Below are 17,007 nucleotides of genomic sequence, written 5' to 3' on the forward strand. Positions count from 1 at the left end.
AACTCGGGCTTTCTGCTGACGGAGGAAATCGCTGCTGACGAGATAATTTCGTCAGCCATGACCACTGACTTCACCACGCCCGCTTCACTCGCAGCGTCCAGCACGTCTGTCTTCGATTCGGGCGGCGGTGTCATGGGCGCCCGGTTGCGCGCTTTCGACTGGGCGGGCACGCCACTCGGCGCCATCGAAGGCTGGACGAGCGCGCTGCGTGTCGCGGTCGATCTCATGATGTCATCGCACTTTCCGTCGTGCCTGTTCTGGGGCCCGGACCTGGTGGCCATCTACAACAACGGCTACCTTCCCATCCTCGGCGAAAAGCCGGAGGCGCTCGGTCAGCCCATGCGGGTCACCCGGCACGAGACGTGGGAGCAGCTCGAACCGATCGCCGACAAGGCGCTCAGAGGCGAGTCGACCTACATCGAAGACTTCAAGATCACCATCGACCGCCATGGTTATCTCGAAGACGCGTACTTCACCTTTTGCTACAGCCCGGTGCGTGACGATCGCGGCCGCATCGTGGCGTTGCTGGACACGGTGACGGAGACGACGGCGCAGGTGGAAGGTGTGCGGAACGCGGTCAACGAACGCGGCAGGCTGCAGCAACTGCTCCAGCAGATGCCGGGCTTCGTGGCCCTGCTCAATGGGTCGGGCCACGTGTACGGCTACGTCAACGACGCGTACATCGCGGTCGCGGGCGCGCGAAACTATTTGGGCAGGACAGTGCGGGAGGTCTTTCCCGACCTAGGCAGCCAGGGCTTCTACGAAATGCTCGATGGCGTCTATGCGACCGGCAAAGCGGTCCACGCCAAAGCCATGCCGATCCGGCTGACCGGCCTCAGCACCTTGCGCTATATCGACCTCCTGTTGGAGCCGATGCGCGATGCTCAGGGCCAGGTTAGCGGCATTTTCGTTGGCGGGTATGACATCACCGACCGGGTCGAAGCCGAGGCCCGGCTGAGCGATCTGAATGTCGAGCTCGAACGCAAGGTGATCGAGCGTTCGCAGGCGCGTGGGCGTACCTGGCAGGCCAGTCCCGATCTGCTCGGTGCGCTCGACAGCGAAGGCTATTTCCAGACATCCAATCCCGCGTGGCAGTCGATGCTGGGCTGGACCGAGCAAGAAGTCACCAGCATGTCGATCTTCGAACTGTTGCATCCGGACGATGTGGAGCGCACGCGCATCGGATTCAACCTGACCCAGCAGGGGCAGCCCGCCATCCGGTTCCCCAACCGGTACCGGTGCAAAGATGGTGGCTACCGATGGATTTCGTGGGTCGGCGTGCCCGAGGACGGCCTGGTTTATTGCAGCGGTCGTGACATCACCGACGAGATGGAGCAGGCCGAAGCGCTCGAACGCACGCAAGACGCGCTGCGGCAGGCGCAGAAGATGGAGGCGCTGGGCCAGCTCACCGGTGGCATCGCGCACGACTTCAACAACATGTTGCAGGGCATCGTCATGCCGCTGCAGTTGATCCGGAAGCGGATCGAGGCCGGGCGCTATGACGGGCTCGACCGGTATGTGCAGGCCGGGCTGGAATCCGCCCGGCGGGCAGCATCGATCACGCAACGACTGCTGGCGTTTTCTCGTCGGCAGCCGTTGGCCAACCAGAACGTCGAAGTCGCCGGCACGCTGTTGGGGCTGGAAGAGATCATCCGCAATGCGGCGGGCGAAAACATCGGGATTTTCATCCGCATAGAGGCCGGGCTATGGAACGTGCTGACCGATGCGCACCAGTTCGAAAGCGCCATCATCAATCTCGTCATCAACGCGCGAGACGCCTTGCCCAACGGGGGCGAGGTCACCCTCAGCGCACGCAACGTGCACATCGGGACGACCGAAGCGCGCTTTACGGAAGGCCTGGACAGCGGCGACTACGTTCAGGTCGACGTGCGCGACACGGGGATCGGGATGCCGCCCGACGTCCTGGCAAAGGCGTTCGAGCCTTTCTTCACGACCAAGCCGATGGGGCAGGGGACCGGGCTGGGCCTGTCGATGATCTACGGCTATGCAAGACAGTCTCGGGGTACCGTCATCATCGAAAGTATCGAGGGCTCTGGCACCTGCGTGCAACTCTATCTGCCCCGTTCCACATTGACTGAAACCCGCAAGGGGGAGGGGCCGGTCGCCACCCCGTCACGGTCCACTACCGCGCGCTGCATTCTTGTGGTGGAGGACGACAACGTGGTGCGTCGCATGGTCGTGGAACTGCTGCGCGACCACGGCTATCAGGTGCTGGAAGCTGGCGACGGCGCCGCCGGCATGGCGCTGCTCGAGGGCTCGATCGCGGTGGACTTGTTGCTCTCCGACGTGGGCTTGCCGGGGCCGAATGGCCGGCAGCTTGCAGACTTCGCCCAGTCCCGCTTCCCGGAGATGAAGATCATTCTGATGACGGGCTACGCCGCGCACGTCGCGACCGACACGGCTCAACTGAATCAGGGCGTCGTGCTGATGATCAAGCCGTTCGATGCCGACACTTTGCTCGCTAAAGTCTCGACCGTCCTCGCGCTGCGACAAGTTGTGGGCGCACTGCATTGATCGAGGATGCTTGCTGCACCCGGCGTGGAGATCCCGGGCCGGGCTTTGCTATGTCGCAGCCTGCAGGGCGGGTAACAGGCGGTCGTACTCGTGCCTCACCACGGCATAGCATTCGCAGGTGCGCGCTTCCAGTCCTTCCCGGTCCAGCACGGTGATCTTGCCGCGCGCATAGCGGATGAGTTTGCTTTTCTTGAGCTTGTTGGCGGCTTCGGTTACGCCTTCGCGGCGCACGCCGAGCATGTTGCCGATCAGCTCCTGCGTCATCACCAATTGGTCGCCCTGCAGGCGGTCCAGGCTGAGCAGGAGCCAGCGGCAAAGCTGCTGGTCGACCGAGTGATGTCGGTTGCACACGGCGGTTTGCGACATCTGGGCGATGAGCGCCTGCGTGTATCTCAGCAAGAGGTGCATGGCCTGACCGCCGCGCTCGAACTCCTGTTTCAGCGCGATCGCCGGCAACCGAAATCCGTGGCCTCCGCTTTGCACCACGATCCGGCTCGTGGCAGAGCCTCCACCCATAAAAAGCGAGATGCCGACAATTCCCTCGTTGCCGACCACAGCCACTTCGGCCGAGGCGCCTGTGTCCATCACGTACAGCAAGGACACGATGGCCGTCGTCGGGAAGTAGACGAACTTCATCGTCTGGTTGGATTCGGCCAGGACCAGGCCCAAGGGCAATGCGACAAATACAAGTTCAGAAGACCAGCGCTCGCGCTCAGCTGCACTCAATGCCGCCAGAAGCAAATTGGCTTTCAGGTCCTCGTTGGGGAGCGTCTTGGTTGCCATGAGGACTCCGGTGTTGGCTCGGTCAAGTTGAAACTCGGGAGAAACTAAAACTTTTGGCCACCACCAAAAATACGACTTACCGCTGATGTGGCTTGTCGGGAATTGGCCCGATATCTCTACAGCTGTTCGGGTTGGCCTTGCACAGGCGTCGCGTTGACGGTGGCAAGGTGCCGATCGGGGATAATTTCCCGGGATAGTTTCTGGCGGCCGAGCGATGCGTTTGCAACGCTGCCTCAACCGGTCGAAGGAGACCTTATGGACGTCGCACGCCGCAATAACGTCAAAATTCTGGGCGATGGCCCGGCCACCATGGTTTTCTCGCATGGGTTCGGTTGCGATCAGAACATGTGGCGCTTTCTGGCGCCGCAGTACTCGGCCCGCTTCAAGACGATCACGTTCGACCTGGTCGGCGCGGGCGGGTCCGATGTCGCCGCCTACGACCCCAAAAAATACGCCTCGCTGTCGGGCTACGTGGACGACCTGCTGGAAATCGTCGATGAGTTCGCGACCGGCCCGGTGATTTTTGTCGGTCATTCGGTCAGCGCGATGGTGGGCATGCTGGCCGGCATCCGCGAGCCAGAAAAATTTGCTGCGCACGTCATGGTCGGGCCTTCGCCTTGCTACATCAACGATGGCGACTACGTGGGCGGTTTCTCGCGTGAAGACATCGACTCGCTGCTCGACACGCTGGAGTCGAACTATCTGGGCTGGGCCAGCAGCATGGCACCCGCCATCATGGGCGCGCCGACGCAGCCGGAACTCGGAGAGGAGTTGACCAACAGCTTTTGCCGCACCGACCCCGACATCGCCAAACATTTCGCACGCGTGACCTTCATGGGAGACAACCGTGCCGACGTGGGGCGGCTGATCGCGCCCACACTGGTGGTGCAGTCCAGCGACGACCTCATCGCACCTTTGTCGGTCGGCGAATATCTGAAACGCACACTGCCCAACGGCACGCTGCGCGTTGTCGAGAACGTGGGCCATTGCCCGCACCTGAGCGCACCCTGCGCCAGCGCCGACGTGATGGACGAGTTCCTCGCGACCCTGGGACGTTGACGAATGCCTGAGCAGTTGCCCACGTTGCCGGGTGCGGAGCAGCTTTTTGAGGAATTCCCCAGCGGGCTGCTCGTCACCAGCACGACCGGCCTGATCCTGAAGGTGAACCGTACGTTCTGCACCTGGGTGGGCATGCCGGCAGAAGAGCTGGTCGGGCTCAAGCGCCTGCAGGAGCTCTTCACCATGGGGGGCAGGATCTTCCACCAGACGCACTGGCTGCCAACGTTGCAGATGCAGGGGTCGCTGTCCGAGGTCAAGTTCGAAGTGCGCCACAAGGACGGCCGCACCATACCGATGATGATGAATGCGATCCGTCGCGTCGGGGCGTCGGGCAGCTACGACGAGATCGCCGTCGCGGTCGCAGAAGAACGCAACAAGTACGAACGCGAGCTGGTCGCGGCGCGCAAGCGGGCGGACGAACTGGTCCTGAAGGAACGAAGCGCGCAGGAAGACCTGACCATCAGCCAGGCCCGATTGCGACAGGCCCTGCGCATCGGTGCCCTGTTTCTTTGGGAGGTCGATGTGGCGAGTGGGCGCAGGCGCTATGAAGACGAAGCCGCCCGCCTGCTCGGGTTCGAGGCGCCGCGCGCTGTTACCGATGTCATGTACGCCGGCGCCATCGCACCGCACGACCGCGAAAAGGAAGCCGAGGCGTTTGCACATGCCATCGACGGGACGCTCGACGGTTACCAGTGCACCTACCGTCTGAACGGCGTCGACGGCGTCCAGCGCACGGTCGTGTCGTCAGGCCAGGGCTTCTTCGACCAGGAGGGCGCCTTGATCCAGTTCGTCGGAATATTGAGCGACGTGACAGAGCCGACGCGGCAGCGCGCGCTGGCCGAAGACCGGGCATTGTTTGCCGAGCAGATGGTCGGCATCGTGAGCCACGATCTGCGCAATCCGCTCTCTGCCATCCTGATGGGAATCAAGCTGCTTGCGCATGAAGAGACGGCGCCCGGCAAGGTGCGCGTGCTGGGGCACGTGACAAGTTCTGCCACGCGGGCGCAGCGGCTGATCGAAGAGCTGCTCGACTTCACCCAGGCGCGCGTAGGACGGGGCATAGCGGTCGTCCCCAGGCCCTTCGACCTGCACGCTTGCATCGCCACGATCGTCGAGGAGCTGGCGCTGGCCTTCCCCGATCGAAAGATCGTCCACCAGCGACTGGGCGAAGGGCAAGTCGTCGCAGACCCGGACCGCATTGCTCAACTGGTGGGCAATCTGGTGGGGAACGCGATGGCTTACGGCACACCGGGTGGAACCGTCACGGTCAGTTCGTCGACCGACCAAGTCACCGCGAGCCTTCGGGTGCACAACACTGGCGACACCATTCCGGACGTGCAGATTGCATCGCTCTTCGAGCCGATGGTGCGTGGTGTTCCCGGTGACAGCGGGATACGCAGCGTCGGCCTGGGCCTGTATATCGTCAAGGCCATCGCGGCGGCGCACCGCGGTGGCGTGACCGTCACGTCCTCGCGGGGTCGGGGGACCGAGTTCGTCTTCACGTTCCCGCGCATTTCCTGAAATTGTGCGTCGCGCTGCCTTACAACCCTGCGCGCACCAGCACCACCATGAGCATCGACACGCCGCCCATCGCAAGCGCCAGGGCGATCTGACTCCATCTGCTGTCCATAAATTTTTCTCCGTTTCTTGTTGACGATCGTCCGCGTTACAGCGCGTCGGCCAATCCCTTGTTCGGATTCAGCAGAAACTTCTCGCCCGTCGCCGCCTTGCCGTAGATCGCGATCGCGTCGAGCTGCAGCATCTCCGCCAACGACACCTCGCGCGTGTAGTGGCTGGCAAAGGTGGTCTTCAACTCGTCGGTCACGCGCTTCTTGAGGCGCGAGACGTCGGCAGGTGCGAGCTTTTGTAAAAAGGGGAACAGCAGCCAGCCGCCCATGCTCCACGCCATGCCGAAGGCGCGGGTGAATTCGGTCGGCCCGCGGTCGAGGCCGCCGTAGATGTAGACCTGCTTGTGCGTGGTGGAGCCGTAGCGGCTGTATTCCTTGGCCGTGCGGTTGATCGCGATCTCCATCGCCGTCAATATTTGCCCGGCCAGCTTGCCGCCGCCGGTGGCGTCGAAGGCCAGCGTGGCGCCGGTCGCGATGATGGCTTGCGTCAGGTCTTCCATGAAGGTCGGCGACGTGGCGTTGCACACGTACTTGGCGCCGATGGATCGCAGCAGCGCTTCCTGCTCGGGCTTGCGGACGATGTTGACCAGGCCGATGCCGTCCTTCAGGCAGATCCTGTTGAGCATCTGGCCGAGGTTCGATGCGGCGGCCGTGTGCACCAGCGCAGTGTGGCCTTCGCGCCGCATCGTCTCGACCATGCCGAGCGAGGTCAGCGGGTTGACGAAGCACGACGCGCCTTCGGCCGCGGTCGTGCCCTCGGGCAACAGCAGGCACTGGTCGGCTGGAAACGCGCGGTATTGCGAGTACATGGCGCCGCCGATGGCCGCGACCATCTTGCCGAGCAGCGCTTGCGCCGCCGGCGACGAACCGGCTCGCACCACCACGCCGGCGCCCTCGTTACCGACCGGCATCGACTGGCCGAGCCGCCCGGCCATCGCGGTCATGGCGCGCTCGGGTACGGTGGCGGTCACGACGGGCTTGTGCGCCGTGCCCGTCACGGTGGCGGTGCTCATGTCGGCCGCGCCGAAGAGCAGGCCGAGGTCGGACGGGTTCATCGGCGAGCCTTCGACGCGCACCAGCACATCGTCGGCGCCGAGTTCGGGCACCGGCACGTCGGCCAGCGAAAGTTCGAGTTCGCCGTTGGCCTGGATGATCGAGCGGAGTTGAAGCGCCATGGTGATGTCTGCCTTGTGTTGTCTTGGAGGATGCGCTGGGAGTATAGGAACTGCTCGACGGCGCGGTGTGGTCGCGACTGCAATGCCCGCCAGACCCGTGGTCATTCCAAAGACGAATGCTGTAATGCGCGGCAGGTCGTCGAGCCGACGAGACCATCTTCAGGGCCCATTCCTTCATGACCAAACTACTCATCCTCAGCGTGAGCGCCGGCAACGGCCATGTTCGCGCCGCGCAGGCGCTTGCTGCCACCGCCGCGGCGCTGCAGCCCCCCCCGGATTCCACAAGTCGCCCGGCCGTCGAGGCGACGCACATCGACGCCATGCAATACGTCGCGAGCGGCTTTCGCAAGGTCTACACCGACTGGTACATCCAGCTCGTGAACCGCGCGCCGGAGGTGTGGTCGTACATCCACCAGAAGGCCGACAGCACGCCGCACAGCGCGACCTCGCAACGGCTGCGCCGCGGCATCGAGCGGGTGAGCGCTGGCGCGCTGCTGCGCGAGGTGCAGCGCGTCAAACCGGACGCAGTGATCTGCACGCACTTCCTGCCGGCCGAGCTGTTGATGCGCGAGCAGACCAAAGGGCACATCAGCTGCCCTGTATGGCTCCAGGTGACCGATTACGACCTGCACAACATGTGGATCGTGCCGGGCATGGCGGGCTACCTCGCGGCCACCGACGAGGTCGCGTTTCGCATGCGGGCGCGTGGCTTGGCGACCGACCGCATCCATGTGACCGGCATCCCGGTGATGCCGGCGTTCTCGCAACCCGACGCACCCGCGCTGGCACGCGATGCGTGCGTGACGCGGCTCGGGCTCGACCCGGCGCGCAAGGTGGTGTTGATGGCATCGGGCGGTGCCGGTGTCGGCGATTTGCCGAGCATGGTCGAGCGCGTGCTGGCGCTCAGTGGGCCGGGCAGCGACTTTCAGGTGATCGCGGTCGCGGGGCGCAATGCAGCAGCGCATGCATCGCTCAGCGCATTGGCCCAGCGCATGCCCGGTCGCCTGGTCGCCATCGGCTTCACCGACGAAATGGAAAAGCTCATGGCTGCCGCCGACCTGGTCGTGACCAAGCCCGGCGGGCTGACGATTTCGGAATGCCTCGCACTCGGCAAGCCGATGCTGCTCGTCTCGCCCATCCCGGGGCAGGAAGAGCACAACGCCGGCTTCCTGCTGGAAGAGGGCGCCGCCTGGCTGGCGTACGACACCATCGGCCTCGAATACAAAGTCGCCCGCCTGATGGCCGCGCCCGACAAGCTGGCGCAGATGGCGCGCAAGAGCCGCGCGCTCGGCAAGCCCGATGCGGCGCGGCGCGTGCTCGACTGCGTGCTGGGCACGGCTCGGTCAACAACTACGGCGGGTACTCGATGAGTTGGAACGAACCCGGCCTGACGGTCGAATTGGGCACGGGCGATGTCGGTTGGCGCCGCACCGTCATGTACATGACCTGGGTGCTGGTGATGGCGTTCTTCTTCGCCAACGCCGAGATCCAGATCGAAGGCGGTGCCGGCTGGGCGACCAGCCTCCCGACCTGGCGCATCGAGCACCACTGGCTGCTCGACATCTTCTGGGGCGGCCGCGCGATGACGGGCTACCACGCATGGGTGTTCAGCTTCATGGCGCTGGTGTTCTATTCGCCGCTCGCCTTCAACGGCCGCGGCCGATGGCGCGACGCCGGGCTGGCGCTGTGCGGGCTCATTGCTTTCTGGATCGTCGAAGATTTCCTGTGGTTCATCATCAATCCGGCGTGGGGCTGGGCGCAGTTCAAGCCGGAGCTGGTGACGTGGCACAAGCACTGGGTGATGGGCGCGCCGGTCGACTACTGGGTCGGGCTCGGTGTGATTGCGCTCATCCTGTATTTCAGGCATCGGCCGCGTGCCGAGCATGAAAGGGCCGAAAAGGCGACGCGATGAAGCGGCGCTCCAAGCGGCAGGACGCACCGGTCGAGGTAAGGCCCAAGGAATGGGCTGAATCGCTGGCCGGCGGTGACCACCGCGTCGAAAACCTCCACCGCATCACGCCCACGCTCTACCGCAGCGCGCAGCCGCGCCGCGAAGACGTGCCGGCCTTGCAGGCGCTCGGCATCAAGACCGTCATCAGTTTTCGCTCGTTCAACAGCGACGAGCGCACCTTTCGCGGCAGTCCGGGCGGCAGCGGCATCGACCTGGTCCGCGTGCCGATCGACACCTGGTCGATCAACGACGACGAAGTGCAGCGCGCCCTCGTCGCCATTTACGAGGCAGAGAAGAAGGGCCCGGTGCTCCTTCACTGCTGGCACGGCGCCGACCGCACCGGCGTGGTCGCGGCGGTCTACCGTATGGTGGTGCAAGGCTGGACCAAGGACGCCGCCCGGCACGAAATGTTTCGCGGCGGGTACGGGTATCACACGCTGTGGCGGAACATTCCGCGCTATCTGGAGCAACTGGACGTGGGCGCGATGCGCGCGAGGTTGGCTGTCGGCTGAGGCTCGCCGATTTGGCTTTGACTTTGTAGTTCGGACGCCGCAGGTCACCGGCACAGCGGACTTGATTGGCGATCCAGCGCGAAGCTCTGAATGCGAGCCAACTTGGCGTCCAGGTCGATCGCCCGCTCGGACAGGACTTCGAGGCCTTCGTCTTGCAGAAGTCCCGGAGCCTTGCGACTGAACAACTTTTGGTCGCGATCCGCCAAAACGCTGCGGATATCTTCGTCGCAAAGCTGGACCACACATTCGATTACCCGATCGATCAGCACGTTGCCAGTGTCGAGGGCCATCGCCTCCAGCAACGCTTCCGTGGTGCGCGCCGAGAGCATCAGGTCTCCGGTCACCCAGCTGTTGACGGTGAAAAGGGAACAGGGGAGGCCCTTGGCGTCGAAGCCGATGGTGAGCAAGTGGCGCGTGGCCACCCACGGGTCGGCACCGTCGGCGAGTTGCGCAAACTTCAATTCGCTGGCTGATCGAAGCCGCCTCGCCCAAAGCCTGCGATGGGCGAACAGATGAATGTGCCCATGCTCGATGGAACCTGACCGATCCTCGGGTGCATGCGAGTGATAGAACCACTGGTAGCCACTGCCCTGGTCGATGGCGTCGTTCTCCGGGTAATGGCGTCCTTGAAGCGGGGCTTGGCCTGCCAGAAGGCTTCCCAGCAAATGCGCCCCGCGCTGCGCCAGTTCCGAATAGGTTGCAAGCAGGCGCAGGCCGGCGGCTGCGTTGCCACCGGCCGACCGGCGCCCTTCCCGGGTCCGCTGCCTTATTTTTTGGGAGCGCACTTTGGAGCGCATTTGGCAGCGCATTTTTTCGCCATGCTTTTGGCGGGTTTGGCGCAGCATTTCGCAGCGCATTTGCCGCAGCACTTGGACATGCCTGCCATGGGCTTGCACTTGGCGGTGTCCCGCTTGTCTTGTGCGGCGGCGGGCAAAGCGAGGGTAACGGCCGTCAGAGCGGCGAGGGTGGCGAACTTGAAAGATGTTTTCACGGGTTTCCTTGGAGTTGGTGGAATGCGAGGCGCGCTGGCGTCCGCGATAGCTAAGAGGGGCCGACACGTGGATCGGGTTCGCAACGGCATTGATTTTCATGATCGTGGGCTCGAAACACGGCCGTCCGACCGATCGATGAAAAATATTTGGCTTTTCGCGAACCGTTTTCCTGTCTCGTGGGCTCTCACTGGAGGCAATGCCCAAAATCAAGTGCCGCCCGAAATGTCCACTCACCTCAAGGATCGTTCCCATGAAGTTCTCGAAAATCACCCTGCTGGTCGCTCTTTCCTCGCTGATGTCTCTGGCGATGGCCGGTGAAATCAAACCCTTCGACCAAAAGGAGTTCGACACCCTGACCGCTTCCGGCAAGGCCGTTGTCCTCGACATCAGCGCGACGTGGTGCCCGACATGCAAGGCGCAAAAGCCCATCATCGACGGCCTCATGAAGCAGCCCGCCTACAAAGACGTCACGCTCCTGACCATCGACTTCGATGCCAACAAGTCGACGGTCAAAAAGTTCAAGGTGGGGATGCAGAGCACCCTCGTGGCCTTCAAGGGCGCCAAGGAGGTTGGCCGCTCGGTCGGCGACACCACGCCTGAGGGCCTTGAAGGCTTGATCAAGAAGTCGATCAACTGATGGACTTTGGGCTGGGTTCCTATGGATTTGGGCTTTTGGCGGGGCTGCTTTCAACGCTGTCGCCCTGCGTGCTGCCCATCGTCCCCATCCTCCTCGGGTCGGCGAGCAACGCCCACCCCAGGGCGCCGCTGGCTTTGGCGGGAGGCCTGGCCATCTCCTACGCGGTCATCGGCACGACTCTGGCGTGGGCCGGGGCTGCGCTTGGCATCGACGCCTCGATATTTCGGAATGTCGGCGCCGTCATCCTCGGGCTTCTCGGCCTGGTGCTGATCTCGGGCGGCTTGCAGCAACGCTTCGCCTCGGCGACCGCTGGCCTCGGCGATGCCGGGAACCAGCTGATCTCGCGCATGAAGCTCGACGGTCTGCCGGGTCAGTTCGCGATCGGCCTGGTCTTGGGGGTGGTGTGGAGCCCGTGCGTAGGACCCACCCTGGGCGCTGCCATTCTGTTGGCAAGCCAGGGCGCGCAGCTGGCGCAGGTCGCCTTGCTGATGGGCATCTTCGGCTTGGGCGCGGCCTTGCCGGTCGTGGCGCTGGCCTACGTCTCGCGCGGCGTGATGACGAAGATGCGTGGCAAGCTCATGCAGGCGGGCAAGACGGGGAAAGCGATCCTTGGCGTCATCATGATCGGCTTGGCCATCATGATTCTGTCGGGGGCGGACAAACCAGTCGAGACATGGCTGGTGGAACAGTCCCCCGCGTGGCTCACAAATCTGACGACACGCTTCTAGTCGCTGGCTCTGTAAATATCTCTGAAGGACTGTTGAATGCGTCTCGAACCTTGCATCTGTCACCTCATGGTCGGGTGCCCCCCGACGCGGCAGCCTGACCGTGGCAGTCAGTGGAACCGAACGTGACAACCTGATCTTCGCCGCGCAAACGGGCGATTCCGCTGCCATCGGGCGCCTGCTGGCGGTCTGCCAATCGGACGCCCGCCGATACGCCCGCCGACATTGCCACATGAGCGATGTCGACGACGCGGTACAGGAGTCGCTGCTGGTCATCTCGCGCAAGATTCATGGGCTCAAGGCTGCCGCCGCTTTTTCCTCCTGGCTTTTTACCGTCATCAAACGCGAATGCCGCAAGCTGGAGCGAGCCATGTTTCGCCACGACGCGCTGGACGAAGACCTGGCGGATCATCAGCTTGCCAGCCGCAGCGACAACGACCTGCGCATCGACCTTGCCGCCGCTCTCGAATCGTTGCCGGCTCACTACCTCGAGGTGGTGCTGCTGCGCGACTTCGAGGAACTGACCATCGCCGAGATCGCCGCACGCCTTTCCGAGCAGCCCGGCGCTGTCAAAAGCCGCTTGCACCGGGCCCGTGAGCTGGTACGCGAATACATGCTTGGCGCCAGTTGACAGGGCAAGGACCGGACTGAATGGCAGGGCAACTCGCTGCGCTCCATGCATTGACCCAGGAAATGGCGCGAAGCAATGGCCGCCCCAGCGCCGACACGGTGGCCGAATTTCTGGCGGCCGGCTATCAGGAGAAAGACATTCTTCGCATCGTGCTGGCGATCTCAGTGAAGGTCTTGAGCAACTTTTCAAACCATGCTTTCGGCACCGAGCTGGATGCGAAGTTCGCCGCGTACAAGGTCTGACCGTCTTCAGTGGCGCGGTGCAAGCGGTGCGCCGCTCGGTAGACTCGGGTCCACCCCACCATGACCGAGTCCACACCCTCCGCCCCCGGCGCCGTGCGCCTGAACAAACGCATGGCCGAACTCGGCTTGTGCTCGCGCCGCGAGGCCGACGAATGGATCGCGCAGGGCTGGGTGAAGGTCAACGGCCGGCCGGCCGAGATGGGCGTCAAGGTCACGCCTGCCGACCGCGTCGAGGTCGACCGCAAGGCCGAGCAGCATCAGCAGCAGCAGGTGACGATCATCCTGCACAAGCCGATGGGCTACGTGAGCGGCCAGGCCGAAGACGGGCACGAGCCCGCAGTGGTGCTCGTCAACCCGCGCACGCACTGGCGCGAGGACCCGAGCCGCAACCGATTCTCCCCGCCGCAACTGCGCGGCCTGGCGCCTGCAGGGCGGCTCGACATCGACTCGGTCGGCCTGCTGGTGTTGACGCAAGACGGCCGCGTGGCGCGCCAGCTCATCGGCGAAGACTCGGGGATGGAGAAGGAATACCTGGTGCGCGTGGCCTATCACGGCTTGGGCAGGCCGGCGCCCATGGGGCAACTGGTGCGCATCGATGACGACGATGCCATTTCGACGAATGTGCAGGCGGTGTTCCCGCCCGCCATGCTCGCAAGGCTACGCCATGGCCTGAGCCTGGACGGTCAGCCACTCAAGCCGGCGCGGGTCGATTGGCAGAACCCCGAGCAACTGCGCTTCATCCTGACCGAAGGCAAGAAGCGGCAGATCCGTCGGATGTGCGAGCAGGTCGGCCTGAAGGTCGTCGGCCTGAAGCGCATCCGCATCGGCCGCGTCGTGTTGGGCAACTTGCCGGCCGGGCAGTGGCGCTACCTGGGCGCCGACGAGCGCTTCTAGCGCTCTGCGGTCAGGCCGCGCAAGCCTTGTTGTGGGAGGCGTGCATGCCCTTGGCCTTGGCATCCGCTTCGCTCAGGTACTCGCCCTTCTTGGTCTTGCCGTAGTAGCGGTCGCCCATGCAGTGGTAGACCTTGGTTTCGTCGTTCGCCCATACCTTGCCGGCACCGCCGCCTGGCGCTGCCGTCATGGTCGACGGGTCGTTCTTCGCGGGGGTCTTTGTGGCACCACCGGTCGAAGGCGCGACGCCGGTCTTGCTCACGGCGGCCGATTGCGTTTGCACTGCGGGGGCGGCAGCAGCCGCAGTGGCTGCAGCCGCCGGTGCAGCGGCTGCACCCGCCTTGCCGTACCAGGTCTTGATGCCCTTGTGACCGCGGCATGCGCCTGACTTGGTATCGGGCGAGGCGTAGCTGTCGTCCTTGCATTGCACCGTGCTGCCGGCTGGCGCGTCGGTCGGGAGGGTCTGTGCCTGGGTGGCCAGCATGCCGACGAGGCCGGTGGCGGCGAGCAGCAACTTGACGGAAAACTTCATGCGAAAACTCCAGATGATGGGATACGTGACTAAACGCGCATCGTCAGCGCTCGTTCCCAGCGCTACCTGACTCCGCCCGGACTTCAGCGCCCACTCTGGGCACCCTAAGAAAAGCGGCGTAGCCTGCGCCGTATGCCCGAAGGGCAAGGAAAAAAGAGCAAGGAGACAACGTGCGCGTGCTGCTGGTGGAAGACGACGACATGATCGGGCGCAGCCTGATGCAGGCGCTCGAAAGCGCTGGCTGGTCGGTCGACTGGGTGCGCGATGGCTTGCTCGCGCAGAGTGCGATGTCCGATGGCGGCTACACCTGCGTGCTGCTCGACCTCGGGCTGCCCAAGCAGGACGGCACCGAGGTGCTGCGCCGCGCCCGCGAACGCGGCGACCTCACGCCGGTATTGGTGCTGACAGCGCGCGACGGGCTGGACGACCGCATTCAGAACCTCGACCTCGGCGCCGACGACTATGTGCTGAAGCCTTTCGAGTTCCGCGAGCTGCTGGCACGCATGCGCGCCGTGATCCGTCGGCGCGACGGCAGCGCGCATTCGCTGGTCGGCACGCTCGCTCTGCAGCTCGATCTGACGACCCGCGAGGTCTTGATACAAGGCGAACGCGAGGCGCTGACAGCGCGCGAATTCGCATTGCTTCATGCGCTGCTGGAGCGCCCCGGCGCCATTCTTTCGCGCGACCAGCTCGAACACCGCATCTACGGCTGGGGCGAAGAGGTGACGAGCAACGCGGTCGACGTGCTCATCCACGGCATGCGCCGCAAGATCGGCCCCGACGCGATCCGCAATGTGCGCGGGCTGGGCTGGCGCGTGGTACCTGCGTGATCGACGCGCTGCGCGCGAGCCGTGCGTGGGGCCGTCCGCACTCGTTGCGCGGCCAGTTGTTGTGGTGGTTGCTGACGCTGCACCTGATCGCTGCCGGCCTGACGGCCTGGTCCGCCTACGTTGTCTATGGCCGGCTGGTCCACAACTTCATGGACGACCAGATGCGCCTGGTGGCCGAGTCGTACACGGCGCACCACCGGCCGCCCGCGTTGCTGCCGCTGCCCGAAGCGGCAGACCTCGGCCGCGGCGCTTTCGTCCTGCAGCTCTGGAGCGCCGACGGCACCACGCTGCTCGCCAGCAGTTGGCCTGCGCTGACAGTGCCGTTGCAGACGCAGACCGGCTTCGGCGACGTGCACACCGGCACCGGCACCGGCACCGACTGGCGCGTGTACACCGCGCCCGGCGTGCGCAAAGACCAACTGCGCGTGCAGGTGGTGCAGAGCGACGACTTCCGTCGGCATCGCGTCATACGACGTGCCCTGTTCGAAGGCTTGCCTATCGCCCTGCTGCTGCCGCTGGCGATGCTGATTTTGTGGATCATCGTCACCGCGGCATCGCGCTCGTTGCGAGCCGTGGCACGCGACGTGGTGGCGCAGGACGAGCGCAGCCTGTCGGAGCTTTCGGTTGCGCGCGTGCCTGAAGAAATCATGCCGCTGGTCGATGCTTTCAACGGCTTGCTGGCGCGACTGCGTGCTGCCTTTGCGACGCAGCGGCGCTTTGTGCAGGACGCTGCACACGAGCTGCGCAGTCCGATCGCGGCGATCACGCTGCAGATCGAAGCGCTGCGCCCGCACGTTGCGAGCGATGGCGATGCGGCACAGCGTTTTGCGCAGCTCGAAGCGGGTGTGACGCGCGCTCGGCGTCTGGTCGATCAGTTGCTGTCGTTGTCGCGCCAAGAGGCGCCGCCATCGACGAGCGCGGCGGCGCCGGTCGACCTCGCGGCACTGCTGCGCGACAGCATCGGCAGCCTCATGGTGCTGGCCGATCAGCGCGGCGTCGATGTCGGCTTTGAAGGACAGCTGTACCAGCTGGTCGATGCGCCGGCCAGCGAGCTGCGCTGCGTCTTCGACAACCTGATCGACAACGCGCTGCGTTACACGAAGCAGGGGACCGCAGTCGACGTGCGGCTGCATGCGGTCGAAGGGCGTCCGGTGGTGGATGTCATCGACCACGGGCCAGGCATTCCATCGGATCTGATGGGCCGGGTATTCGACCGTTTCTTTCGCGCGCCGGGTGCAGCAGCGGGTGGCAGTGGGCTGGGGCTGTCGATCGCTCAGGCGGCAGCCGCCCGGCACGGCATGCGCATCGCGCTGCGCAACCGCTCTGTGGACGAGGGCGGACCGGGCGTCGTCGCCCGCGTGTATCTGCCTGTGCAGTTGTCCGTCACGGCCAACTAGGTTTTTGCTCACCCGGGCGTAATTCGACGCTCACTGGGCGCTCAGTCTGCATGCCTAGAGTGATCTCAGGTCGACCGACGAGCATGTCGCTTCCGGTGCAAGACCGACGATCCCCAAGGAGACCATCATGCAAGCTTCGACTCGATTTCTGGCACTCGGCGCCATTGCTGCCGTCACCGCTTTCGGCTCCGCCGCGGCCTCGGCGCAGACCCCTAAATGGGACGGCGGCGGTAGCGAGGCGATCGGCCAGTCCACCAGCATGTCCATCGAAGGCACGGCGTCGAGCGACGAAGTGACCAAGGGTGCGATGGCCGCTGCCCGCCCGGCCGACACCGAGGCAAGGGGTCAATCGACCTCGATGCCGATGCCCGCCGGCAGCATTTCGTCGGACGAGGTCTACAAGGGCGCCGTGCTGGCCTCCCATCCGAGCGGCACCGAAGCGCTCGGCCAGTCGACCTCACTGCCAATGGGCACTGGTTCCTGATTG

At 64.5% G+C, this 17,007-nt stretch carries 18 protein-coding genes; 14 read left to right on the forward strand and 4 right to left on the reverse strand.

Annotation, left to right across the window (positions count from 1 at the left end):
* Nucleotides 1-57 precede the first annotated feature (57 nt).
* Nucleotides 58-2,535, forward strand: coding sequence for a PAS domain-containing protein (locus tag QN397_RS05780; RefSeq protein WP_323500335.1), 2,478 nt, complete (start codon nt 58-60; stop codon nt 2,533-2,535).
* 48 nt (nt 2,536-2,583) lie between these two features.
* Here QN397_RS05780 and QN397_RS05785 read toward each other — a convergent pair whose 3' ends face one another.
* The gene (locus QN397_RS05785) at nt 2,584-3,318 is read right to left on the reverse strand and encodes a Crp/Fnr family transcriptional regulator (protein ID WP_323500336.1); all 735 of its coding nucleotides are present in this window, start codon (nt 3,316-3,318) and stop codon (nt 2,584-2,586) included.
* Nucleotides 3,319-3,573: 255 nt separating this feature from the next.
* Here QN397_RS05785 and QN397_RS05790 point away from each other — a divergent pair, with 255 nt between their 5' ends.
* Nucleotides 3,574-4,377 carry an alpha/beta hydrolase gene (locus QN397_RS05790; RefSeq protein WP_323500337.1) on the forward strand — a complete coding sequence of 268 codons (804 nt, stop codon included), beginning with the start codon at nt 3,574-3,576 and terminating at the stop codon, nt 4,375-4,377.
* A gap of 3 nt (nt 4,378-4,380) precedes the next feature.
* On the forward strand, nt 4,381-5,898 hold the full coding sequence (locus QN397_RS05795) for an ATP-binding protein (protein ID WP_323500338.1): 1,518 nt from the start codon (nt 4,381-4,383) through the stop codon (nt 5,896-5,898).
* 145 nt (nt 5,899-6,043) lie between these two features.
* Here the strand turns inward: QN397_RS05795 and QN397_RS05800 are convergent, their stop codons facing one another.
* Complete coding sequence (locus QN397_RS05800; RefSeq protein ID WP_323500339.1) at nt 6,044-7,180, reverse strand: zinc-binding dehydrogenase; 1,137 nt, start codon at nt 7,178-7,180, stop codon at nt 6,044-6,046.
* Between the two features lie 176 nt (nt 7,181-7,356).
* On the opposite strand from QN397_RS05800, the gene QN397_RS05805 reads away from it, so the two are divergent.
* Genes QN397_RS05805 through QN397_RS05815 form a run of 3 tightly spaced genes read left to right on the forward strand, consistent with a single transcriptional unit; the run spans nt 7,357 to nt 9,643 of the window.
* Complete coding sequence (locus tag QN397_RS05805; protein ID WP_323497074.1) at nt 7,357-8,550, forward strand: MGDG synthase family glycosyltransferase; 1,194 nt, start codon at nt 7,357-7,359, stop codon at nt 8,548-8,550.
* Nucleotides 8,547-9,092, forward strand: coding sequence for a hypothetical protein (locus QN397_RS05810; protein ID WP_323497073.1), 546 nt, complete (start codon nt 8,547-8,549; stop codon nt 9,090-9,092). Before QN397_RS05805 ends, QN397_RS05810 begins: the two co-directional genes overlap by 4 nt.
* Nucleotides 9,089-9,643: a dual specificity protein phosphatase family protein gene (locus QN397_RS05815; RefSeq protein WP_323500340.1), complete on the forward strand. Its 555-nt coding sequence runs from the start codon at nt 9,089-9,091 to the stop codon at nt 9,641-9,643. Before QN397_RS05810 ends, QN397_RS05815 begins: the two co-directional genes overlap by 4 nt.
* A gap of 44 nt (nt 9,644-9,687) precedes the next feature.
* Here QN397_RS05815 and QN397_RS05820 read toward each other — a convergent pair whose 3' ends face one another.
* Nucleotides 9,688-10,887, reverse strand: a complete 1,200-nt coding sequence (locus QN397_RS05820; RefSeq protein ID WP_323497070.1) for a DUF6969 family protein — start codon at nt 10,885-10,887, stop codon at nt 9,688-9,690.
* Here QN397_RS05820 and QN397_RS05825 point away from each other — a divergent pair.
* The 5 genes from QN397_RS05825 to QN397_RS05845 all read left to right on the forward strand — a co-directional run bounded on the left by QN397_RS05825 (nt 10,886) and on the right by QN397_RS05845 (nt 13,764).
* Entirely contained in the window at nt 10,886-11,272 is a 387-nt protein-coding gene (locus QN397_RS05825; protein ID WP_323497069.1) for a thioredoxin family protein, read from the forward strand. The two genes, QN397_RS05820 and QN397_RS05825, sit on opposite strands and share 2 nt — an antisense overlap.
* Entirely contained in the window at nt 11,272-12,000 is a 729-nt protein-coding gene (locus tag QN397_RS05830) for a cytochrome c biogenesis CcdA family protein (protein ID WP_323497068.1), read from the forward strand. The genes QN397_RS05825 and QN397_RS05830 overlap by 1 nt, the downstream gene beginning before the upstream one ends.
* A 100-nt stretch (nt 12,001-12,100) precedes the next feature.
* The gene (locus tag QN397_RS05835; RefSeq protein ID WP_323497066.1) at nt 12,101-12,628 is read left to right on the forward strand and encodes an RNA polymerase sigma factor; all 528 of its coding nucleotides are present in this window, start codon (nt 12,101-12,103) and stop codon (nt 12,626-12,628) included.
* 20 nt (nt 12,629-12,648) lie between these two features.
* Nucleotides 12,649-12,870: a hypothetical protein gene (locus tag QN397_RS05840; RefSeq protein WP_323497065.1), complete on the forward strand. Its 222-nt coding sequence runs from the start codon at nt 12,649-12,651 to the stop codon at nt 12,868-12,870.
* 60 nt (nt 12,871-12,930) lie between these two features.
* Nucleotides 12,931-13,764, forward strand: coding sequence for a pseudouridine synthase (locus tag QN397_RS05845; RefSeq protein ID WP_323500341.1), 834 nt, complete (start codon nt 12,931-12,933; stop codon nt 13,762-13,764).
* 10 nt (nt 13,765-13,774) lie between these two features.
* Here QN397_RS05845 and QN397_RS05850 read toward each other — a convergent pair whose 3' ends face one another.
* On the reverse strand, nt 13,775-14,293 hold the full coding sequence (locus QN397_RS05850) for a hypothetical protein (protein ID WP_416352309.1): 519 nt from the start codon (nt 14,291-14,293) through the stop codon (nt 13,775-13,777).
* A 170-nt stretch (nt 14,294-14,463) separates the two neighbouring features.
* On the opposite strand from QN397_RS05850, the gene QN397_RS05855 reads away from it, so the two are divergent.
* The 3 genes from QN397_RS05855 to QN397_RS05865 all read left to right on the forward strand — a co-directional run bounded on the left by QN397_RS05855 (nt 14,464) and on the right by QN397_RS05865 (nt 17,004).
* Nucleotides 14,464-15,123: a response regulator transcription factor gene (locus tag QN397_RS05855; RefSeq protein WP_323500342.1), complete on the forward strand. Its 660-nt coding sequence runs from the start codon at nt 14,464-14,466 to the stop codon at nt 15,121-15,123.
* On the forward strand, nt 15,120-16,520 hold the full coding sequence (locus QN397_RS05860) for an ATP-binding protein (protein WP_323500343.1): 1,401 nt from the start codon (nt 15,120-15,122) through the stop codon (nt 16,518-16,520). The genes QN397_RS05855 and QN397_RS05860 overlap by 4 nt, the downstream gene beginning before the upstream one ends.
* A 127-nt stretch (nt 16,521-16,647) precedes the next feature.
* The gene (locus QN397_RS05865) at nt 16,648-17,004 is read left to right on the forward strand and encodes a hypothetical protein (RefSeq protein ID WP_323500344.1); all 357 of its coding nucleotides are present in this window, start codon (nt 16,648-16,650) and stop codon (nt 17,002-17,004) included.
* The last annotated feature ends 3 nt before the right edge of the window (nt 17,005-17,007 follow it).

The sequence above is a fragment of the Variovorax sp. RTB1 genome, assembly GCF_035018765.1.
Classification (GTDB): domain Bacteria; phylum Pseudomonadota; class Gammaproteobacteria; order Burkholderiales; family Burkholderiaceae_C; genus Variovorax.